The 21,542-nt window shown below is 67.1% G+C and carries 19 protein-coding genes; 13 read left to right on the forward strand and 6 right to left on the reverse strand.

What is annotated here, in order from left to right:
• Nucleotides 1-15: 15 nt before the first annotated feature.
• The gene (locus V6Z91_RS10925; RefSeq protein ID WP_338770277.1) at nt 16-1,176 is read right to left on the reverse strand and encodes a S8 family serine peptidase; all 1,161 of its coding nucleotides are present in this window, start codon (nt 1,174-1,176) and stop codon (nt 16-18) included.
• Between the two features lie 298 nt (nt 1,177-1,474).
• On the opposite strand from V6Z91_RS10925, the gene V6Z91_RS10930 reads away from it, so the two are divergent.
• Together V6Z91_RS10930 and pnuC are read left to right on the forward strand one after the other, a co-directional pair.
• A complete protein-coding gene (locus V6Z91_RS10930; RefSeq protein WP_338770278.1) occupies nt 1,475-2,971 on the forward strand; it encodes a tetratricopeptide repeat protein in 1,497 nt (498 codons plus the stop codon).
• Nucleotides 2,972-3,039: 68 nt separating this feature from the next.
• Nucleotides 3,040-3,606 carry a nicotinamide riboside transporter PnuC gene (gene pnuC / locus V6Z91_RS10935; RefSeq protein ID WP_338770279.1) on the forward strand — a complete coding sequence of 189 codons (567 nt, stop codon included), beginning with the start codon at nt 3,040-3,042 and terminating at the stop codon, nt 3,604-3,606.
• An 18-nt stretch (nt 3,607-3,624) separates the two neighbouring features.
• Here pnuC and V6Z91_RS10940 read toward each other — a convergent pair whose 3' ends face one another.
• The 3 genes from V6Z91_RS10940 to V6Z91_RS10950 form a co-directional block, all read right to left on the reverse strand.
• Nucleotides 3,625-4,926 (reverse strand): M56 family metallopeptidase, encoded by a 1,302-nt coding sequence (locus V6Z91_RS10940; RefSeq protein WP_338770280.1) that lies wholly within the window; start codon nt 4,924-4,926, stop codon nt 3,625-3,627.
• A complete protein-coding gene (locus V6Z91_RS10945) occupies nt 4,923-5,306 on the reverse strand; it encodes a BlaI/MecI/CopY family transcriptional regulator (RefSeq protein ID WP_338770281.1) in 384 nt (127 codons plus the stop codon). The genes V6Z91_RS10940 and V6Z91_RS10945 overlap by 4 nt, the downstream gene beginning before the upstream one ends.
• A 118-nt stretch (nt 5,307-5,424) precedes the next feature.
• Complete coding sequence (locus V6Z91_RS10950) at nt 5,425-6,222, reverse strand: response regulator (RefSeq protein WP_338770283.1); 798 nt, start codon at nt 6,220-6,222, stop codon at nt 5,425-5,427.
• A gap of 244 nt (nt 6,223-6,466) precedes the next feature.
• Between V6Z91_RS10950 and V6Z91_RS10955 the strand changes: the two genes are divergently transcribed.
• Both V6Z91_RS10955 and V6Z91_RS10960 read left to right on the forward strand, forming a co-directional pair.
• The gene (locus V6Z91_RS10955; RefSeq protein ID WP_338770285.1) at nt 6,467-7,015 is read left to right on the forward strand and encodes a helix-turn-helix domain-containing protein; all 549 of its coding nucleotides are present in this window, start codon (nt 6,467-6,469) and stop codon (nt 7,013-7,015) included.
• A gap of 268 nt (nt 7,016-7,283) precedes the next feature.
• Nucleotides 7,284-7,976, forward strand: coding sequence for a DUF4142 domain-containing protein (locus V6Z91_RS10960; RefSeq protein WP_338770286.1), 693 nt, complete (start codon nt 7,284-7,286; stop codon nt 7,974-7,976).
• A gap of 57 nt (nt 7,977-8,033) precedes the next feature.
• Here the strand turns inward: V6Z91_RS10960 and V6Z91_RS10965 are convergent, their stop codons facing one another.
• Nucleotides 8,034-8,507 carry an OsmC family protein gene (locus tag V6Z91_RS10965; protein WP_338770288.1) on the reverse strand — a complete coding sequence of 158 codons (474 nt, stop codon included), beginning with the start codon at nt 8,505-8,507 and terminating at the stop codon, nt 8,034-8,036.
• Between the two features lie 88 nt (nt 8,508-8,595).
• On the opposite strand from V6Z91_RS10965, the gene V6Z91_RS10970 reads away from it, so the two are divergent.
• The 4 genes from V6Z91_RS10970 to V6Z91_RS10985 all read left to right on the forward strand — a co-directional run bounded on the left by V6Z91_RS10970 (nt 8,596) and on the right by V6Z91_RS10985 (nt 13,315).
• Nucleotides 8,596-9,177 carry a DNA-3-methyladenine glycosylase I gene (locus V6Z91_RS10970; protein WP_338770290.1) on the forward strand — a complete coding sequence of 194 codons (582 nt, stop codon included), beginning with the start codon at nt 8,596-8,598 and terminating at the stop codon, nt 9,175-9,177.
• On the forward strand, nt 9,170-10,822 hold the full coding sequence (mnmC, locus tag V6Z91_RS10975; protein WP_338770292.1) for an FAD-dependent 5-carboxymethylaminomethyl-2-thiouridine(34) oxidoreductase MnmC: 1,653 nt from the start codon (nt 9,170-9,172) through the stop codon (nt 10,820-10,822). Before V6Z91_RS10970 ends, mnmC begins: the two co-directional genes overlap by 8 nt.
• 80 nt (nt 10,823-10,902) lie before the next feature.
• Complete coding sequence (locus V6Z91_RS10980; protein WP_338770294.1) at nt 10,903-11,598, forward strand: HAMP domain-containing sensor histidine kinase; 696 nt, start codon at nt 10,903-10,905, stop codon at nt 11,596-11,598.
• 4 nt (nt 11,599-11,602) lie between these two features.
• Complete coding sequence (locus tag V6Z91_RS10985; protein WP_338770296.1) at nt 11,603-13,315, forward strand: response regulator; 1,713 nt, start codon at nt 11,603-11,605, stop codon at nt 13,313-13,315.
• A 6-nt stretch (nt 13,316-13,321) separates the two neighbouring features.
• Here V6Z91_RS10985 and V6Z91_RS10990 read toward each other — a convergent pair whose 3' ends face one another.
• Entirely contained in the window at nt 13,322-14,056 is a 735-nt protein-coding gene (locus V6Z91_RS10990; protein WP_338770297.1) for a PhaM family polyhydroxyalkanoate granule multifunctional regulatory protein, read from the reverse strand.
• Nucleotides 14,057-14,152: 96 nt separating this feature from the next.
• Here V6Z91_RS10990 and V6Z91_RS10995 point away from each other — a divergent pair, with 96 nt between their 5' ends.
• The 5 genes from V6Z91_RS10995 (at nt 14,153) to V6Z91_RS11015 (ending at nt 21,259) form a co-directional block, all read left to right on the forward strand.
• On the forward strand, nt 14,153-15,304 hold the full coding sequence (locus V6Z91_RS10995) for a DUF3108 domain-containing protein (protein ID WP_338770298.1): 1,152 nt from the start codon (nt 14,153-14,155) through the stop codon (nt 15,302-15,304).
• Between the two features lie 11 nt (nt 15,305-15,315).
• Entirely contained in the window at nt 15,316-16,059 is a 744-nt protein-coding gene (locus V6Z91_RS11000; RefSeq protein WP_338770299.1) for a DUF3108 domain-containing protein, read from the forward strand.
• 205 nt (nt 16,060-16,264) lie between these two features.
• Nucleotides 16,265-17,638, forward strand: coding sequence for a hypothetical protein (locus tag V6Z91_RS11005; RefSeq protein WP_338770300.1), 1,374 nt, complete (start codon nt 16,265-16,267; stop codon nt 17,636-17,638).
• 3 nt (nt 17,639-17,641) lie between these two features.
• A complete protein-coding gene (locus tag V6Z91_RS11010) occupies nt 17,642-18,424 on the forward strand; it encodes a hypothetical protein (protein WP_338770301.1) in 783 nt (260 codons plus the stop codon).
• A 3-nt stretch (nt 18,425-18,427) separates the two neighbouring features.
• Nucleotides 18,428-21,259, forward strand: a complete 2,832-nt coding sequence (locus tag V6Z91_RS11015) for an ATP-binding protein (RefSeq protein WP_338770303.1) — start codon at nt 18,428-18,430, stop codon at nt 21,257-21,259.
• Nucleotides 21,260-21,542: the final 283 nt, after the last annotated feature.

Here is a 21,542-nt window from a genome sequence, read left to right on the forward strand (position 1 = left end):
GCGATGCCGGTTCCCTCACTCCGGCGCCGTCAGGAATCCGTCGCCGATATCTTCCTCCTGCACGCCAGGCGCGAATACATCGCGCCGGGCGGTGGCCGAGATGCGCGCGACGACCCGCTCGGCATTCGGGGTGACGCCTTCGCTGCGCAGTGCTTCCCACCACAGCGCGGCCACGCCGGCCACGTGCGGGCACGCCATGCTGGTGCCGCTCCAGGTCTGCAGGCCGCCGCCGGGGAAGGCGCTGGTGATGTCCACGCCCGGCGCACTGATGCGCGCCATCGTGTTCGAGAAATCGGCCACGGTCAGGGTGGCGCCGCTGCGGCCGACGGCCGCTACCGACAGCACGTCGGCGGCGGCGGCGGGCAGCGAAACGGCCACGCGGAAGTCGGGGCTGTCCTGGCGCCGGCTTTCGTTGCCGGATGCGGCCACGACCAGCGGTTCGGTCTCGAGGCCGCCCTGGGCGTTGACCATGGCCATCACCGCGTCGAACATGCGCAGATTGTCGCGATAGGCTTCCAGCGCCTGCGAGGTGGCGATATCGACCGGCATGCCGCCGTTGACCAGCTGGGCCACCATGCCGGGGAAGTCGAAGCCCAGCGACATCGAGATGATGTTCGCCTTGTTCTGCAGCGCCCAGGTCATGCCGCTGACGAGCATGTCGGTGCTGCCCGAGCCGTCGTTGCCCAGCACCTTGCCGATCAGCGCCCGCGTGACGCCACGCGCCACGCCGATGCGGGTGCCCACGTCGCGGCCGAAGATCGTGCCGGCGCAGTGCGTGCCGTGCCCGAATTCGTCGCCATCGCCATCGCCGCTGAAGTCCTTCTGCACAAGGTCGACGCCCGCGAAGGCCGGATGCGCCGCATCGATGCCCGTGTCGAGCACCGCCACGGTGACGCCGGCGCCCGCGAAGCGGCTGCGGTCGGCACCAACGGCCGAGATGCCCCAGCTGGTGTCGGCCGCCGCGGCCGGGCGGGCGGCGAACGGCTCGATCAGCCGGGTGGGCATGGATGGCGCGACGGCCTGCACATCCGGTTCCGCGCGCAGCTGCGCCACGTGGCGCTCCTCGACTCGTTCCACCGTCACGGTGGGCGTGGCGCCGGAGCGCAGGATGGCGGGCAGTCCGGCCCCACGCAGCGCCGGGCCTGCCGTGCTGCGCAACACGATATAGTTCTGCATGATCATCTCCCCAGGTTGGCGCCCGCAAAGCGCGAACGCAGGTATCAGTCTAGAAGTCGCGCAAGCGGGCCGAAGTTAAATCGGGCGCTCGTTTGATAATGATCAAAGCATTTGTTGGGATTTTGTGCATCCGATCGCTAACCCGACCGGATGTAGGAAGATGGTGGTGCCGGTATATTTCCCGACCGCCGGCGCCGGTAGTGGCGGCTTGCGCCGCCAGGTTGCCCCTCTCCACAGAAGCAGGCGTATTCTGCCGGGTGAATGTGACAAGCGTTTGACCTGTGCTGTAATAGCTGCCATGACTACCGACACCCTCTTGCGCGCGGCCGTCGCGCACCACCAGCGCGGCGCGCTCGCCGAAGCCGATGCCCTGTATGCGCAGGTGCTGCAACGGGACCCCGACAATTTCGATGCCCTGCACCTGTCCGGCGTGGTGGCGCGCCAGCGCGGCGACGCGCCGCTGGCCTTGCAGCTGATCGGCCGGGCGATCGCGCTGGACGGCACGCGGGCGATCGCCCACTGCAACCTGGGCGCCGCGCTGCAGGACGCCGGCCGCGACAGCGATGCGCTGGCCAGCTACGAGCGGGCGCTGGCGCTGCAGCCCGACTATGCGCTGGCGCTGTGCAACCGCGGCAATGCGCTGCGCCGGCTTGGCCGCCCGGATGAGGCGCTGGACAGTTATGCGGCGGCGCTGGCGCTGTCGCCGCGCTACCCGGAAGCGCTGTGCAACCGCGCACTGGCTCTGCAGGAACTGGGCCGGCACGACGAGGCGCTGGATGGTTTCGCCGCCGCGCTGCAGGCGCGCCCCGCCTACGCGGAAGCGATCAACGGCGCGGCCGTGTCGCTGCTGGCCACCGGCAAGGCGGAACAGGCGCTGCAGGGCTTCGACCGCGCGCTGCAGCTGAAACCCGGCTATGCCGAGGCGTGGTGCGGGCGCGGCGGCATGCTGCTGTACGCCGGGCAGTTCGACGCCGCGCTGGACAGCTACCGCCATGCGCTGGCGGCCCGTCCCGGCTATGCGCGCGCCCAGCTGGGGCTCGCCAATACGCTGCGCGTGCTGGGCCGCCATGACGCGGCCATCGCCGCCTATCGCCAGGCGAAGGAGCTGGGCGCCGATGCCGCCACCGTCGACTACCTGCTGGCCGCGCTCGGTGCCGGTGCCGCACCCGCCGCCTCGCCACCGGGCTACGTGGCCGCGCTGTTCGATGGCTATGCACCGCGCTTCGAGCGGCACCTGGTCGGCGAGCTGCGCTACCGCACGCCCGAAGCGCTGGCCGGGCTGCTGGGGCGCCACCTGACGCGCCAGGGCGGCAACGACGTGCTCGACCTGGGCTGCGGCACCGGCCTGTGCGCTCCCTTGCTGCGGCCCTTCGCGCGGCGGCTGGAAGGTGTCGACCTGTCCCGTGCGATGCTGGAGCGGGCGGCGGCGCTGGAACTCTACGATGGCCTGGCCTGCGCCGACATCGTGCCGTTCCTGCGCGACGGTTCCGGGCGGTGGGATGTGCTGGTGGCGGCCGACGTGCTGGTTTACGTCGGCGACCTGGCGGCACTCTTTGCCGCCGCGCGGCAAGCCATGCGCGCCGATGCCGTGTTCGCCTTTTCCGTCGAGACGCTGGAAGAGGGCACGTTCGCATTGCGCCCGTCGGGCCGTTACGCGCACTCCGGCGCCTACCTGCGCGAGCTGGCGGCCCGGCACGGCCTCGCCTTGCGCGCCCTGGAACCGTGCACGCTGCGGCAGGACAGCGGCACCGACGTGGCCGGCCTGCTCGCCGTCCTCGTGCGCGGCACGGACTGAGCCCGGCCTTTACACCACTGCCGGGCTTGCGGGACAATGATCCGCTCTCAAGCCTCCAGGAAGCGAACGTGTCCCCACTCGAGATCGCGGCCAATGCCGTGATGGCCATTTCCATCGTGCTCGCCGGCCGCAACAACGTCCACTCGTGGTGGCTCGGCATCGTCGGCTGCTCGCTGTTCGCGGTGCTGTTCTACGACGTGCGGCTGTACGCCGACGTCACCTTGCAGGTTTTCTTTGTGCTCACCTGTATCGCCGGCTGGGTGCAGTGGCTGCGCGGTGCCGGCGGCCAGCCCCTGCCGATCACGTCCGCCAGCACGAAGACGGTGGCGGCGATGGCGGCCGCCGGCCTGGCGGCCACCGCGGCCTATGGCCTGATGCTGCGGGAATTCACCGATGCCTACGCACCGTTCATCGACTCGGCCGTGCTGGCCTTTTCCGTGATCGCGCAGTTCCTGCTGATGGGGCGGCGCATCGAGACCTGGCCCGCATGGCTGCTGGTGAACACGGTCTCGGTGCCGCTGTATGCCAGCCGCGGGCTGTACCTCACGGCGGCGCTGTACGCCGCCTACTGGTTCAACGCGCTGGTTTCCTGGTGGTGGTGGCATCGGCAGATGAAGAGGGCCCGATCCGCCTGACGTGCCCGGTTGCGAGGTTCATTCGGGCATCCACACGTACTGCATCATCATCCAGGCCTTGACCGGTGCGCCATCCTTGTGCGCGGGCACGAACCGGCACTTGCCGATGCCTTCGAGCGCCGCCTGATCCAGCGAAGGATGACCGCTCGACTTGCGTACCCGGGCATCGTCCACGCTGCCATCCGTGCCGATCAGGAAGGCCAGCGTGACGGTGCCGCTCTCCTTGGCGGCCAGCGACGCCGCCGGCCACACCGGCTTGGCGCAGCCTTCGAACACGATCTTGCCCGCCTGGTCAGGTTTCACCACTGCATCCCCCTCGGCCTGCGCATGGCCCGCAGCCATGGCTCCCGCCAGGGCCAGTGCGGGCAAGACGGCGGCCAGCATGGCCGTCAACGTGGTCGCGGTATCGCGGCGCGAAGCCGAGAGAGAAGCGGAAGCGGGGCGGCTTTCATGGCGCAGCAATCGGGTGATGCGTTTCATCAGGTCTCCTCCATCGGCCGCGAGGGCCGGTTCGTGGTGGGCGAACTGGCGCTTTTCCAGTTCGGACAGGGCATGCGCCAGGCGGCGCGGGCCGCCGGCATGCGCGGCGGCGAGATCGTCAGCGATCAGCTCGCGTTCGAAACGGATGCGGCGCGAGAGCCACCATACGGCCGGGTGGTAGAACAGCAGGCTCTCGGCCAGGTTCTGCAACAGGTTCACCAGATAGTCGTGCCGGCGGATATGGGCCAGCTCGTGCGCCAGCAACGCGTGCAGCAGCTCGGGCGGCATGCCGGACAGCAGGCTGGCCGGCACCAGCACGACCGGACGCCAGCAGCCGGCCGTCACCGGGCTGGCCAGGTGGCGCACGACGCGCAGGCGTACCTGCCGGGCCACGCCCATCGCCTGCGCCAGCCGGTCCAGCTGCCGCTGCCAGTGCGCATCGCGGCCTTCCGTGCGCGTGGCATGGGCGATCCACGCCATCCCGAGCGCGGTGCGGGCCAGCAGCATGATGCAGCAGGTGGCCCAGGCAGCCACGATCCACTCCATGTGCGAGCCCAGCGCCGCCGCATGCGGCAGGCCGGTGAATTGCGCCGCCGGGACGGCACCCTCGGCCATGCCGCCGATGCGCAGCCGCAGTGCCAGCGTGACTGCCGGCCACAGCACGCAGGCGAGCAGGCCCGCGCAGGCGACGGCATAGCGCAGCTGTGGCCGCGCGCCCCGCAGCGCGGCCAGCGCCACGGCAGTCAGGACGCCCACGAGCGCGCCCTGCCACAGGAAGTGCACGAGGGTCCAGCCGAGCGCATCGACGCCGCCGGCGAGCCACGCAAGCGGCATCGTCATTCCTTTTCCTCCTTGAGCATGCGTTCGATTTCCTCACGGTCCTTGCGCGAGATGCCCGTCTTCAGCGCCGCCAGCACCAGCGCCTTGGCCGACCCGGCGAAGGCGCGCTGCAACAGGTCTTTCAGCAAATTCGTCTGCAGGGTGTCGCGAGGCTGAGCCGGCGCATAGACATGGGAGCGGGCGCTGTCGTCGCGGATCAGCAGGCCCTTGCCATGCATGACCTGCATCAGGCGCAGCACGGCGCCGTACCCCAGGTCGGGGCGGCTGGCGTGCAGGGCTTCATGCACTTGGCGCGCGGTGGCGGACCCAAGCGGCCATAGCGCCTGCAGCAACTCCAGCTCGGCCGGCGTGGGTTTCGGCGGTTCGGGGGAGGCGGTCATCGCGGTTCCTCGTGTGTTTTTTACACGATAGCCGACCTAGACCAACTTGTATACTGCTTTCGCAGGGCGTATAGGAAAGGTCTCAAGCGGAGAAGTGTGTGGGGCTAGACGGAAAAGTCTAGCTCCCGCCGCGGTCCAGCATGGCCACGCGGTAGGCGCTGGGCGTCATGCCGGTGCGCGTGCGGAACGCGGTGGCGAAGTTGGCGGCGCTGCGAAAGCCCAGCAACTGGGCGATGTGCTGCACGTCGAAGTCGGTTTCGCGCAACAGCTGCATGCCGCGCGCCAGCCTTTCCTCCCGCACGAAGGCGAACACGGTCTTGCCCGTGTGTTCGCGGAACAGCGTGCTGAGCTTCTCCCGATAGGTGCCCACGTTGCGCGCGATGTCGGCCAGGCGCGGCAGCGCCCCCAGGTTTTCCCGGATCAGCCGCATCGCCGCCCGTACGGTGACCTCGTCCGTATCGGCCGGCGACGGGGGCGCCGCGGGTTCGGGGAGCGGCTCGGGCCGGGGCATCAGGTTCAGGTGCACGTGGATGCGCGCGGCCAGCTCGGCCGGCATGAACGGCTTGCTGACGAAATCGACGCCGCCGATCGACAGCCCGCGGATGCGGTCTTCCGGCGATTCGGCGCCGCTCACGAAGATCACGGGGATGTCGCGCGTGGCGGGATTGGCCTTCAACAGCCGGCAGCAGGCGTAGCCGTCCATGTCGGGCATGCGCACGTCGAGCAGGATCAGGTCGGGGTGCCGGGCCAGTGCCTGGCGATAGCCTTCGGCACCGTTCTGGGCGACGCTGACGCGGTAGGGCATTTCGCTGAGCAGGTCGGTCAGCATGCGCTGCTCGAATGCGGAATCGTCCACGATCAGGATATTGCGCACGGTGGCGTCGGTGGTCAGGTACATGGTTGGCGAATGGCTCACGAACTGGCCGCCATTATGACGCGAATTAAAAGGAATTTATCGTTCTTCTCACCGCTCAATCGTTTTTTCTCACCCTGCAAAAGGTCAGCCGGCTTTCGCCGCGCATAATGCTGAGCTTATCGTAAAAAAATAGGCTCTTTTATCCCGTTGGTGATTATTCGATAGTTTGTTCGCCCCCTTTTCTTGGTAAAACATAGCCCTGTTGCGCTCGTTCGTTTTTTAATGTGCACAAGTGGGAGGAATAATGAGACATACCGATTTTGGCCAGATGCCTTGCCCGATCGCGCGCAGCCTCGGCAAGGTTGGCGAATGGTGGAGCATTCTCATCCTGCGCGACGCGTTTTACGGGCTCACCCGGTTCGACGAGTTTGAAAAGAGCTTGAAGATCGCCCCCAATATGCTGACCCGGCGCCTGGCGGGCCTGGTTGCCGGCGGGCTGATGGAGAAGCGGCAGTACAGCGCCCGGCCGCCGCGCTATGAATACCTGCTGACGGAAAAAGGCCGCGCCTTCAAACCCGTCCTGCTGGCATTCGTGGCATGGGGGAACGAGCACCTGGCGCCGGAAGGTGCCAGCCTCCTGGTGGTGAACCGGGAAACCGGCCAGCCGGCCGAGCAGATCCTGGTGGACAAACGCAGCGGCCGCGCGATCAGCGACGAGGATTACGTGTTCGCCCCCGGCCCGGCGGCACCGGAAGTCATGCGGGCGCGCCTGCGCGAAGTGAGCCAGCGGGTGCCGTTCATCAAGCACCAGGGCGGTAACGGTGGTGCCAATCCGGGCGCCAACCAGCCGTAGAACCGAGCAGATTCACGGTTGAGCCCTCCCGACCGGGGGCTTGCCCAGGCGCCGGCCGCTGCAAGCGGCCGGCGCTTTTTTGCATGGGCTTCCGATGATCTCGTCTCATTCCCGCCTCATTCCCTCCCGCCTGCCGCGTAGTGTGCGGCTCCCTCCTGCCATCGGCCGTAAAATGTATATCCAAATCGATAATAGGCATAAGGAACCCTGAAAGCGGCCTCTTGTTTCACCAACCCTGGACAAACCCAACAACCGCAGGAGAAGGAAAATGAACAAGGCAAGGATGTGGAAGAGGTACCTGGGCGTGCCGCTGCTGGCCGTCCTGATGGGCATGGGCTCGGCCTATGCGCAGTCGATGGCGAAAGCCGACGAGAAGGCGCTGAAGGACTTGGCGATCGCCAATATGTCGGAAGTGGAAGCGGGCAAGATCGCCCTGCAGAAGTCGCAAAACGCTGAAGTGAAGGCCTTCGCCCAGCAGATGATCGACGATCACACCAAGGGCCTCGATGAAGTGAAGGCCGTGGCGCAGGCAAAGAACGTGACCCTGCCGAGCGAGCCGGATGCGAAGCACAAGGCCATGGCGAAGAAGCTGCACGCCATGTCCGGCGAGAAGTTCGACAAGGCCTACATGGAAATGGCCGGCGTGAAGAGCCACAAGGAAGCGCATGCGCTTGTCATGAAGACCCAGTCCAATGCCAAGGATGCGGACGTGAAGGGCCTGGCCGCCAAGCTGCAGCCCACGATCGACCAGCACATGGGCCACGTGCAGCAGCTGGCTGGCACGATGAAGGGCATGAAGAGCGACACCTCCATGGGCACCTCGGGCACCGGCAGCACCGGCAGCTCGGCCATGCCACAGGGTAAGGACAAGATGGGCACCCAGACCCAGCAGCAGTCCAGCGGCAATACGGACAATCCGAAGAATCCGGCCAACCAGACGGCCAACCAGCCGGCGAAGTGACCTGACGGCAAGCCGTTCCAGGCCGGGCGCATGCCCGGCCTTTTCATTGGTTTCGTTTCAGCCTTCCGGCTCGATTGGCGGCTCGATCGTGATTTCCGTCTTCAGCGAGTTCGCGATATAGCATTTGTCGTGCGCCTCGTGGTGCATGGCGGCGATCTCTTCCTCGCCCGGCCAGTCGCCGCCGGCAAACACGATCTCCGGGCGCAGCGTGATGTTCGTCATCGCCATGCGGCCCTCGGCGGTCTTCTCCAGCAGGCCCACGGCATGGTCGATATAGCTTTCCACCACGTGGCCGCGCTTGGCCGCGATCGACAGGAAGAACAGCATGTGGCAGCTGGCGGTCGCCGCGATCAGCGCTTCCTCGGGGTCGACATTGTCGGCCACCGACATCGGCAGCGGCACCGACAGCGGCGAGGACGAGGCGGGAACGCGCGCGCCGCCGTCGAAGATCCACTCGTGGCCGCGGCTGTATTTCTGGTCGAGGAAGGGCTGGCCGTTGCGCTGCCATTCCAGTCGTGCTTCGAATTGCATGGGGTCTCCCGTGAACGTTGGCGATGCCCGTCAGTGTAGCCGCTTGGCGGGGATTATACTGATGGACTGTCCAACCCCGAGAGCCGACATGAGCGAGCGCACCCGCTGCACCTGGGCCAACCCGGCCAATCCCCGCTACATCGCCTACCACGACGAAGAGTGGGGCGTGCCGTGCCACGACGAGCGGCGGCTGTTCGAGATGCTGAACCTGGAAGGCGCGCAGGCCGGGCTGTCGTGGGAGACGATCCTGAACAAGCGCGAGTCGTACCGCGCCGCGTTCGACGACTGGGACCCGGTGAAGATCGCCGCCTACGGGCCGGAAAGGGTGGCCGAACTGCTGGCCGACCCCGGCATCGTGCGCAACCGGCTGAAGGTCGCCGCGGCGGTCACGAACGCGCAAGCCTACCTGCGGCTGCGCGAAGGCGGCCAGACGCTGGACGGCTACCTGTGGGGCTGGGTGGACGGCAAGCCGATCTGCAACCACATCGCCACCCCGGCCGATCGCGCCGCGAAAACGGAACTGTCCGACCGCATCGCGAAGGACCTGGCGAAACGGGGCTTCAAGTTCGTCGGCTCCACCATCGTGTACGCCTACCTGCAGGGCGTGGGCATCGTCAACGACCATGATGCGGCGTGCTTCCGGCACGCGGAGTGCGCGCGCCTTGGCTGACCGCACGATCCTCGACCTGGCGTTCGACGAGCAGCGCTTCCATGCCGCCCGCGCGGGCGCGGGCTCGCTGCATTACCTCTGCGTGCAGGCGGCCTTGCCGGCAGTGGACGATCCAGCGCTCGCGGCCCGCTGGCCGCTGGCCGTGCCGGGCCTGCACCGCGTCGAGCTCGATGGCGGCCGCACGGTCCTCGACATCGCGCTGGGCGAGCCCGATGCGCTGCTGCCGGAACTGGCGGCGCGCGTGGACGAGTTCATCGCGCCGTCCACGCAGGCGCCGCTCCGGGCACTGGCGCGGCTCGCCGCGCCCGGGGCCCGGCTGCTGACGGCACTGGGCGACGAGGCCTGGCGCCGCAACCTGCGCGCCGCCGGCTTTTCGTGGGAGGCGGAAACCGAGCCGCTGGAAGCCCGCTACACGAGCCGCAAGCCGCAGCCGCCGCGGCCGGCGCCGCCGGTGAAGAGCGCCGTCGTCATCGGCGCCGGCGTGGCCGGTGCCGCCGCCTGCGAACGCCTGTGCGCGCACGGCTGGCAGGTCACGCTGGTGGAGCGCCACGCGGAACCGGCGCAGGAAGCCTCCGGCAACCGGGCCGGCATCTTCATGCCGCTGCTCTCGCGCGACGACAATATCCCCACGCGCCTGACGCGCGCCGCCTATCTGTACGCGATGCGCCGCTGGCAGGCGCTGGGCGGCATGGCGCCGGACGGCAGCGTGCCCATCCTTGGCCAGCAGTGCGGCGTGCTGCAACTGGCGCGCGACGCGGAGCACGCCGCATTGCAGCGCGAGGTGGCCGAGGCCTGGCGCTATCCGGAAGCCTATGTGCGCTGGCTCGATGCGGCCGAGGCGTCGGCACGGCTCGGCGCGGCCACGCCGCACGGCGCCTGGCTGTTTCCGCAGGGCGGCTGGGCCAATCCCGCCTCCGTGTGCCGCGCCATGCTGGCCGCCTGTGGCGAAGGGTTGCGGCGCGTGTTCCATGCCGAAGCGTTGACCCTGGAGCGCACGGCGGATCACTGGCTGGCGCGCGGCAGCGATGGCACCGTGCTGGCCGAGGGCGCGCACGTGATCGTCGCCAACGGCGCCGGCGCCATGCACCTGCCGCAGACGGCGCCGCTGCCGCTGTACACGATGCGCGGGCAGGTTACCCACCTGGCCGCGGACGCTTTCGCACCCTTGCCGCTGGTCGTGTGCCGCGAGGCCTATATGACGCCGGCCGTCGATGGCATCGTCAGCGTGGGCGCGACCTATGACAAGGATGCCGACCGCGCGCTGCGCGCCGCCAGCCAGCAGGAAAACCTGTCGCGCGCGCGAGAGATTCTCGGTGGGGGCCGCGTCCCCGATGCGCCGCCGCTCGCCGGCCGCGTGGGCCTGCGCTGCATGGCCCCCGATCGCCTGCCGCTGGTGGGCGCGTTGCCCGATTATGCGGCGCCCGGCCAGCCGGAGCGCTTGCGCGACGTGCCGCGCTACCCGAACCTGCATGCCTTGCTCGGTTACGCATCGCGTGGCCTGATCTGGGCGCCGCTCGCCGCCGAGTTGCTGGTTTGTCAGCTTGAAGGACTGTCATCGCCGCTGGAAGCCTCCCTGGCGGCCGCCCTTGATCCGGGCCGGTTTTTGCTCAAATCCCGGCGGAAAATTGTCGCGCCCACGCCATAGATCGGTCCATAAGCGGCCATAAACCCTGATTTCATGCGGCTTCGCGGCTATAATTTCCGTACTGAAACGTTTGCGGGGTAATGATGGAAGATCGAGGCGGCTCGCCCGAGCTGTTCGTGTTTCTGGCTTCCACGGTGCACGACATGAAGAATTCGCTCAGCGTGCTGGGCGGCACGCTGGAGGGCCTGCTCGACAGGCAGGCCAGCGACGAAGCGTCGTACCCGCAGATGGCGCACATGCTGTACCAGACGCGCCGGCTGTCCGACAACCTGATGCAGCTGCTGGCGCTGTACAAGGAAGTGGGCAAGCCCACCTATCCGTTCGAGCCGGTCACGGTACCGCTGGGCGAGCTCGTGCACCAGGTGGCGAGCCAGTCGCGGGTGCTGCTGGCGGCGAAGGAAATCCGCCTCGACCTCGATTACCCGCAGGACCTGTTGTGGACGCTGGACGAGGATCTCGTCATCGGCGTGCTGTGCCACGCGATCAACAACGCCGTGCGCTACACGCGCGACCGCATCCGGGTGGCGATCGCCGAGCGCGACGGCATGCTGGAATTCCGCGTCGAGGACAATGGCATGGGCTTCCCGCCCTCGATGATCGAGGCGGGCGCCGTGGTGGGGCAGGGCGTGAACTTCCTGACCAATAGCAGCGGCCTGGGCCTGTTCTTCGCCAGCGAAGTGGCCAAGATGCACAAGCGCCGCCAGCAGGGCGGCAGCGTGCGCCTGGAAAACGGCGGGCCGCTGGGCGGCGGCTGCTTCGTGCTGACCTTGCCTTGATGCCATGAGCGGCACCTATATCACCGCCAGCGGTGCCCCGGTACCCGAGATATCGGCCGTGGACTGGAGCGAGAAGCGCTACCTGATCGTCGACGACTTCGTCGGCATCCGGCAACTGCTGCGCGAATCGCTGCGCAATATCGGCGCCCGCCACATCGACCAGGCCTCGTCCGGCGGCGAGGCGATGACCTTGCTGGGGCGCACGCACTACGACGTGGTGCTGTGCGACTTCAACCTGGGCGAGGGCAAGAACGGCCAGCAGGTGCTGGAGGAAGCGCGCGTGCGCAACCTGATGGTGCCCAGCAGCGTCTGGCTGATGGTGTCCGCCGAAAAAAGCGTGGAATCGGTGATGGGCGCGGCCGAACACCAGCCCGATGCCTACATCATCAAGCCGATCACCGAGGGCGTGCTGCTGACGCGGCTGAACCGGGTGTGGCACAAGAAGCAGATCTTTGGCGAGATCGACGCGGCCTACATCGACAAGGATTACCTGCGCGCGGCCCGCCTGTGCGATGAGCAGATCGCCCGCCACAAGGTGCACGAGATCGACCTGATGCGCATGAAGGCCGCGCTGCTGCTGAAGGCCGGCGAGCCGGAAAAGGCACGCGTGGTCTATGAAAAGCTGCTGGAGGAGCGCGAGTACAACTGGGCCCGCACCGGCCTGGGGAAAATCAGGATGGCCAATGGCGACCACGAGGCTGCGCGCCAGATGTTCCAGGGCGTGATCGCCGAGAACCGCTTCTATATCGATGCCTACGACCAGCTGGCCGCCGTGCTGGAGCTGCTGGGCCGCCACGAGGATGCCTGCGGCGTGCTGGAGAAGGCAGCCAGGCTGTCGCCGAACTCGGTGCCGCGCCAGCGCAGCCTGGGCAACGCGGCCCTGCGCATCGGCAATGTGCAGCTGGCCGAGCACGCGTTCCGCAAATGCCTGGCGATCGGCGAATACTCGATCCGGCGCACGGTGGATGCCTACCTGGGCATGGCCCGCGTGTGCGGCATGAAGAACGACACCAAGGAAGCACTGCGCCTGCTGGCCATCGCCCAGCGCGATTTTCCCGGCGAGCTGGTACAGCTGCGCAGCAAGGTCACCGAAGGCCTCGTCTATCACGAGAGCGGCGACTACCGCCGCGCGCGCAAGTCCGGCGACGAGCTTGAGACGATGCTCGGGCAGGAAAGGAAGCGCCCGCATACGGCCACCTGCATCGAGATGGCCACGCTGCTGTTCGCCGTGGGCGTGAAGGAAGCGCCGGTGGAACTGCTGTGCCATGTCGTGCGCAACAACCACGACAACCAGGTGCTCGTCGACGAGGTGCAGAAGATCTTCGACAAGGCGCGCATGAGCGAGGAGGGCGTGGACCTCATCGCCGCGGCGCGCAAGGAAGCGGCCGAGATGATGAACCAGGGCGTGCTGCTGTGGAAGACCGGCCGGCTGGACGAGGCGGTGGCATGGATGCGCGAATCGCGCGAACGGCTGCCGGACAATATGCGCATCCTGTTCAACTCGGCGCAGATGCTGATCAGCCGCATGCAGCAGCAGGGTTACGACGAGGAATTGATGATCGAGGCAAACGGGGTACTGATGCACGTCGATGCGCTGGCGCCCGGCCAGCAGCGCTTTGCCCAGCTCGTGGAACAGTTGCAGGAGCTGGTGCCGCGTCGCGCGGAGGAGGCGGGGGCGCAGGCCCAGCAGGAGGAGCCCGCCACGCCCGCGGAGTAGGAGGGGTTATTCCTTTTTCGGCGTCGTCTTGCGGGCAGCAGGTTTGCGTGCCGCCGTGCCGTCGGCCTTCGGATCGGCTTCCCCGTCCGCTTTCGCGCCTTCGTTGGCTGCGCCCTCCTGGCGTGCTTCCGGCGCCGGCGCCGGGCGGGTTTCCGCCGTCATCGCCGTGCTGACCGCCTGCTTGAACTGTTCCTGCAGCATGTTCCACCAGATCGCCGGATTGGCCATCTGCGCGGCCGCCGCCGCGGCCAGGTCCGGCTTCGGCAATGCCTCGTCGGCCGGTTTCGCTTCCACCTTCTGTGCCGGCTTCGCTTCGGCCTTCACCTCGGGCTTCGGCACCGGCGTGGGCGTGGGCGCGGGCGGCTTCGGCGCAACCTTCGCCGGTTCGAGGTGGTTGAAGAAGGCGGCGGCGTAAGGGTTGGCCTCGAACAGCGATTTTTCCGTCCGCCCCGGCTTTTGCTGCATCGAGTCGGCCAGGCTCTGCCCCATCGACTTCAAGGTTGCAATCGTGCCGCGCTGCACTTCCAGCGCCTGGATACTGCTGCGCAGCATCGCCTGGTTCAGGTTCAGCCATGATTCCACGGCTTTCAGGTCGCTGATCTTCTTGTCCAGTTCATCAAGCGACAGGGTGGGCGAGGCCAGGCCGGGCACGCCCATGCTGCCCCACAGCGATTTCACGAAATCCAGCGTGTCCGTCATCACGGCAGCGCCGGGAATGTTTGGCATTTGCGGTGTGCTCATGGCTTCTCCAAAGGCTTGGGTTGGGACCGTCGGCGCTTAGCGTAGCAGATTCCACGCCTTCTCCGGGAAAAACCGGATCGGTTTACACTAGCGGGCATGACGATCGTTTCCTTTCTTTCGCGATACCGCCGCGTACTGGTGCTGTGCGTGGCCACCGCGGCACTGCACTACGTGACGATCGATTGGCTGGCGGCACGCATCGGCAGCCGCGACATGCCCCGCGAGCAGGTGCCGATGAAGGTCAGTGCCCAGGTCCGGCCGGCGCTGCCGGTGCGCACCGCGCCGGCGCCTGGCGAGGCCGAGGCGGCACCCCCGGCACCGGCGCCACGGCGCCGGCCACCCGCCCCGGCCCGTGTGGCCTCGCCCGCGCAGCCGGTGCCCGAGCCCTCGTTCGAACCGATCGGGGAACCGGCCGCGGTTTCGGCGTCGGCTGCGGCGGACTTCATTCCTGCGCCGGTCGCGCCGGACCCGATGCCGGCACCGGCGCAGGCCGGCGCCGCGCCGGAGGCGCCGCCGGTACAATCGCCCGTTGAACCAGCGCAGGCCCAGGCCGCGGCCGAGCCGGTCGCGGGCCGCCGCTATCGCGTCAACGTGCCGCCTTCGGCCAGCTTCGAGCTGGAAGTGAAGCGCCTTGACGCCGACGGCAAGCAGTGGAACGGCAGCGCCGACATGCGCTGGCAAACCGATGGCAGCAAGTACCAGGTGGGCCTGGAAGTGGGTATCAGCCTGCTGGTGGCGCGCGTGGGCCTGCTCGAGCTGGCCAGCGAGGGCACGATCGACGATGCCGGCATCGCCCCGGTGAAGATGACGGAAAAGCGCCGCAGCCGCTCCATGACGGCCACCCACTTCGACCACGAGGGCAAGCGCATTACCTTCTCGGCCAGCACGGCCGCCGTGCCCATGGTGATTGGCGCGCAGGACAAGGCCACGGTGCCGTTCCAGCTGGCCGCCATCGGACGCGGCGACGTCAACCAGTTCGGCGGCGACATCGATATCCAGGTGGGCGAGGACCGCGAAGCAACCGTGTACCGCTTCGTGCTGGTGGGCGAGGAGGAACTGGAAACGAAGATGGGCCGGCTGGTGACGTGGCGCCTGGCGCGCCCGCCGCGGCCCGGCAGCTACAATGCCCGGCTCGATATCTGGCTCGCGCCGAGCCTGGACTGGTATCCGGTGCAGATCCGCAATACGGAGCGCAGCGGCGCCGTGACGACGCAGACCGTCACGAAGATCCTGCGCCCCGCAAGCTGAAAGGAAATCCTATGAAACGTACCCTGCGAACCGCCGTCTTCTCCGGCCTGGCCATGCTGGCCGGCGCCGCTGGCGCCCAGGACGACCACCCGAGCGTGAAGCGCCCGTTCGACCTGCCGCCATCGGCGGAACTGACCTATTCGGTGAAGGCCAGCAGCCATGGCATCCCGCTGTCCGGCAACGGCACCATCACCTGGCAGCATGGCAATGGCAAGTACACGCTCGTGACGGAGGCGCGCTCCGGCATGTTCGGCAAGGTGCTCGAATACCGCAGCGAGGGCACGATCGACGCCTATGGCCTGGCGCCGGACACGTACCACGAAAAACGCATCAGGAAGGGCGCCGGCACCACCACGTTCGGCCGCGAAGCGAAGACGATCAACCTGGCCGACAGCGAGAACACGGTGCCGATCCATGGCGGCGAGCAGGATCGCAGCAGCGCTGCCTGGCAACTGGCCGCCGTCGCCCGCGCCGCCCCGCAAAAGTTCACACCGGGCACGGAATGGAATTTCTACGTGGTGGGCCGGCGTAACGCCGAAACCTGGAGCTTCAAGGTAGTTGGTACCGACACGGTGAAAACCGGCATGGGCGACCTGAAGGCCGTCCACTTCAGCAAGGCGCCGCCGAAGGGCAAGGGCCAGCAGGTGGACCTGTGGCTGGCGCCCGCGCTGGAGTGGTACCCGGTGCGCCTCGTGTTCCTGGAAGACGATGGCGATTCTTTCGAGCAATTGCTCGACAAGGTGACCAAGAAATAAGCAAAAGTTGCCATGAAAATGGGGACGTACCCCATTTTTCCGGCAACTATTTCCTGGAAAATGGGGTCTGTCCCCATTTCCCCAGCAACTTTTGCCGGGCCGCAAGCAACGGTTTTGCAAGCCGGAACTGGTATACTCACGTCCCCGCCTGAGTCCGCAAGCCTTTGAGGTTTAAGCAACAGGGCGCCCAGAACCCCGGAGCGCGATGAGTAATACCGCACAAGCGACAGCCAGCGCAGCCACGGCTGCCGAACACAATCCCAACGAGCAGGAACAGGCCCTGCAGGCGCATTTCCAGCCGCACGTGGCCGTCGACGAGATCGAGCAGGTCTTCCACCTGAAGCGCGCCCAGCCGCTGCTGCAGGTGTTCACCGCGCTGTTCCACGGCGGCTTCGAGAGCGTGCTGGTGCGCCTGCTGGTGCTGCGCGAGCTGGCCAACGACACGTCCGTGTCGGCTTTTTCGCGCGCCGACATCAACACGCGCCTGGCTTACCTGCTGCCGGAAAGCCTGGAAACGGTGCTGATGCGCCTGCGCACGAACGGCCTGCTGGCCTGGGATGCGCAGCAGGGCGTCTACCGCGTGACGCCGATGGCGCGCAACGTGCTCTCCTCGATCGACGCCTTGCTGACCCTCGGCCAGGACCAGGATGAGGCGGAAATGGGCTTCCTGCTGTCGCAGGTGGCCGGCGCGCAGGCGGTGGGCGGCGTCACCGCGGAGCAGTTGCAGCATCTGCTGGGCCGCCTCACGGACCTGACCGACGAATTCCGCGACGCCATCGCCTCCGGCTCCGAGTTCCGGCTGCGCGAATCGCAGGCCAAATGGCACACGGCGTGCGACTGGGTGGAAAAGGGGTCCGAGATCCTGCGCGCGATCACCAGCGACGAGAACGCGGACGCGGCCACGCACCGCGCCGCCCAGGCGATCGGCCGCGCCCAGAGTTCGCTCCTGAACATGCAGGGCATGTTCTCGCGCGCGCTGAACCAGATCGAACGCCAGCGCGTGCACCTGGGGCAGTCCGGCCTGTCGACGACGGACATCAAGCGCTGGCTGCTGGCGCACCAGGACCTGGCTTCGCTGGCCGAGGACGCCATCGAGCGGCCGGTGAAGCCGCTGTTCATCACGCCGGCCGAGATGATCGACGTGGCCGAGACGGAACTGATGGCCGAGCGGGTGGTGGTGCAGAACTCCGGCCTGCCGTCCGGCGAGGATGCGCCGCTGACCGTGAGCGAGGACCAGGCCATGCAGCGCGAGCTGGACGACTGGCTGGCCCGCCTGTCGGACTTCGCCACGCTGAACAACTTCCCCAGCATCGCCGCCGAGTCGCCGAAGGAGATCAAGGTGCACGAGGCGCTGCTGCCGGCCAGCTTCGCCGTGGCGTCGTACCGCGCGTCGATGCTGCCGCTGCTGGGTGACGAAGGCGAGGCGAGCCTGCAGGGCGCCACGGCCGAACTGGCGCGCCTGCCGCTGCAGTTCGCGCCCACCGACATGATGGTGCAATTGAACGATATGGAAGTGGCAGCGATGACGCTGGCGAACCTGTCACTGGATCTGGACGAACGCGGCAAGCACGCGAGTTGACTTATGAATGACGATTCCCAAATTTTGATCGCGCGCCTGCTGACGCACCAGACGCTGCGCCGCGACGACCGGCTCGTGAAGCGCGCGCTGTCCGACGAACAGTTCCGCCAGGAGGTCGACGCCCGGCTGCTGGCTTGCGGCCTGAAGCTGCTCGACAACGTCTATGCGGACCATGTCACGCTGGCGCTGCACCGCGCCATGGAGCCGAAGATCTTCGGTGCGCGCGACACGTGGCAGAACAATAACTTCGGCCTGGCGCGCGATGGCGTGGCGCTGCTGGTGGTGCTGTGGGCGCTGATCATCCTGCCCAAGCGCGAGCGGCAGGAGACGCACCAGCATGCGGACGACGACCAGAACGACATGTTCGGCACCGACAAGCCCGTGCCGCGCGCCGAGGATACGTCGATCGGCATCCCATACAAGGCACTGCTGGCCGACTTCGGCGACAAGCTGGGCAAGAAGACGCGCATGGACATGAACCTGGGCATCCTGTCCAAGCTGGGCTTCATCGAGCGCCGTGGCGACATCCTCGTCGAAGGCCCGCTGCTGGACCTGCTGATGGATACCGACCTGCTGAAGGAACGCATCATCAACGGCGCCCTGGCCGACGTGTTCAAGCGCGCGCCCGCGCAGGTCGTGCACATCCCGCGCGCCGTGCTCGCCGCCGCCAATGACACGAGAAACGACGGCGCGAACGACGAGGTGGCCGAACCGGCCGCCGAGGATGAAGTGGCCGCCGCCATCCGCGACGCCGCCGCCGCCAACGACACCGAGAACCGGAGCTGACGCATGTTTCACATCAAATCGCTGGAGCTGGTCCACTGGGATTACTGGCAGCGCATCAAGAATATTCCGCTGGACGCGAAGATCATCACGATCGCCGGCCAGAACGGCTCCGGCAAGACCACCTTGCTGGACGCGCTGCGCACGCTGTTCGGCCTCGATTGCTCGATGGGCCGCACGTATAAACACTACGCGCGGCACTCGGGACAGCAGAGCGCCTGGCTGCGCGCCGTCGTCGACAACCGCCCGCAGGGCCGGCAGCTGTCGAACCGGCCGTTCCGTTCCAGCGGTTTCTTCGCCGAGGATGAAGTCACGCTGTTCTGCCAGATCCAGAAGAACGGCGGCGACTGGAAGCGCCAGTACCTGATGCGCCCGGGGAATGTCGAGATCGAGGAAGTGACGGAGGCGAACGACTGGCTCGGCGTGGAAAACTACCGCAAGCGCCTGGCCAATGCGGGCCTGTCGCCGGCGATGGCGAAAGTGCTGGCGCTGGAGCAGGGCGAGACCGACAAGCTGTGCGAATACGCGCCGCGCCAGTTGCTGGACCTGGTGTTCCAGGTGTTCGGCGACAAGGAGGTGCTGGATGCCTACGACGAGGCGAAGCGCCACCAGCGCGATACGGAAGAAGAACTGAAACGGTTCGAGGCGGAACTGGAAGGCTCGCGCGCGAACCTGGAAGCGCTGCGCCTGCGCGTGGCCAATTACCACCAGTGGGAAACGCTGCACAAGGAACGCCGCAACCTGCAGGAAGAAGTGCTGCCCACGCTGGAATACCACGAGGCGCGCGAAAAGGCCAACAACATCGGCCGCCAGCTGCGCGAGGCCAAGAAGCCGCTGGCGCAGGTGGACCAGCAGATCGCCGACAGGCGCCGCGAGGTGGAACGGCAAGCCTTGCTGCTGCAGGAAGCGCAGCAACAGGAGACCCTGCTCGAGCAGGAGTCGACGGTGCTGCAGACGCGCCTTTCCGCGCTGAACGCGAAGCTGAAACCGCTGGATAGCCTGATCGAACAGAAGTCGCGCCTGCAGAAGCTGGCCGCCGAAGCTGGTGCGGACATCGCCGACGTGGCCAAGCAGCTGGAAGAAAAGGAAGCGGAACTGGCGCGCCTGCGTGCCGCGCGCGACGCCGTGTCGTCGCGCATCGCGGCGGACAAGGCCACGATCGCCGCGCTGCAAGGCAAGACCGCGATGCCGGAGCCGGACAATGTCCGGCAGATGCGCCGCGTGCTGCGCGATGCGAACATCCCGCACGCCATGCTCTCCGATATCGTGGAAGTGACCGATCCGAAGTGGCAGGGCGCCGTCGAGGGCGTGCTGGGCGGCTACGCCTCCGTGGTGCTGCTGGAGAACGCCTCCGACGCGGCCGCCGCGTATCGCCTGGCCGAGAAGGAGCGCTACCGCCACTTCATCGTTCCCGAATGCGTGAAGGCGCACGAGCCGAAGAACGACAGCCTGCTGTCCGTGGTGCGCTTCACGGCGCGCGCGCCGGAATGGCTGATCGAGCAGCTGTCGCGCATCACCCGCGTGGACTCGGTGGAAGAGGGCGCGAAGCTCGGCAATATCGAGGAATGGATCACGCCGGACGCCTACCACAAGGAACGCCGCGGCGGCCGCTCGCTGTACGTGGAAGTGTCGCGCTACCGCTTCGGTTCGGCCGGCCGCACGCAGCGGCAGGAGGCGATTGCCCGCAACCTGCCGACCCTGGAAGCGGAAGAAGACAAGTACACGCTCCAGATCAGCAAGCTCGCTTCCGAGACCAGCGCGCTGAAGGCCCGCGTTGCCGGCGTGGACGCGGTCAAGGAACTGTCGGCCCGCGCCGACGAGTTCGACGAAGCCGCGCGCACCGCCGTGCCGCTGCGTTCCGAGCGCCTGGAAGTGGGCTCGCGCCTGGGCGAGCTGCAAGGCTTGATGAAGAACGCGACCGTCAACCGCACCCGTGCCGATGGCGCGTGGAACGCCGCGCGCATGGCGCTGTCGGAAGCGGAAGCGGGCATGCGCCTGAACTACAAGCGCCAGCTCGACCAGCGCTCCGACCACGCGCGCGCCCTGCTGGCGCTGCGCCGGCAATGGAAGCACCTGCCGGCTTCGTGGCGCCGCCCCGCGCGCCGCCAGGCGCTGGTGGAACAGCACCACAACGCGCACCAGGTCGACCTGCGCATCGCCAGCCTGCAAGCGAGCCTGGCGCGGGACGACTGGGAGCTCGACGCGACCGTCATCGACCAGTACGCGCGGCTGAACGAGCAGCTGTCCTCGCGCAAGAGCGAGACGGAAGAGCGCCGCTACCAGAACAACCGCGCGATCGAAGCCACCGGCAACGCGCGCGGCGCCTATATCGAACGGCTGCGCTACACGATCAGGCAGTACACGAAGAACATCAAGGAACTGGGCGAGCTGGCCAAGATCGAAGTGAGCGCCGACCCCGTCAAGCTGGAGAACGACGACCTGCTGCTGGCCCAGGCGGGCCTGCACGTGCGCTTCAAGTTCGACGGCAAGGGCGTGATCGGCATGAACGATGGCGAAGCCTCCGGCGGCCAGCAGGTGATGAAATCGCTGGTGCTGCTGATCGGCCTGCTGAAATCCGACGAAGGTTCCGGCGGCTTCGTGTTCATCGACGAACCGTTCGCCCACCTGGACATCCGCAACATCCAGCTGGTCGGCGAATTCCTGAAGAACACCGACGCCCAATACCTGATGACGACCCCGCTGACGCACAACACCGACGTCTACGACCCTTCCGAACTCACGCTCATCACGAGCAAGAAAAAGAAGGACACGCAGTGGGCCCAGCCGATCTTCGTCCTGCAGCGCAAGAAAGCCGACGACGACAAAGCCGCTGCCTGACGCCAATGTTGCCCAAAACCGGGGTCAGACCCCGATTTTGGGAAATTTTTTGCTCAGCTGAATGACTTGCATCCGGCTGAGCAAAATTCCCGAGTTTTACCTGTCGATCGCCCGGATTCCCGACAGGTGTTGTAAAAATTCGGGGACAGTCCCCGAATTTTTACAACGGTGTTTGTTGCGTGGGCGCCGCGATTGGGTGGTGCGTGTGCAATATTTCCTGAAATCGGGGGTCCGACCCCGGTTTTAGGAAACTTTTGATCGAGGCTTGCTTATTGCCACCGCA

Source organism: Massilia sp. METH4, from assembly GCF_037094685.1.
GTDB lineage: Bacteria > Pseudomonadota > Gammaproteobacteria > Burkholderiales > Burkholderiaceae_D > Rugamonas.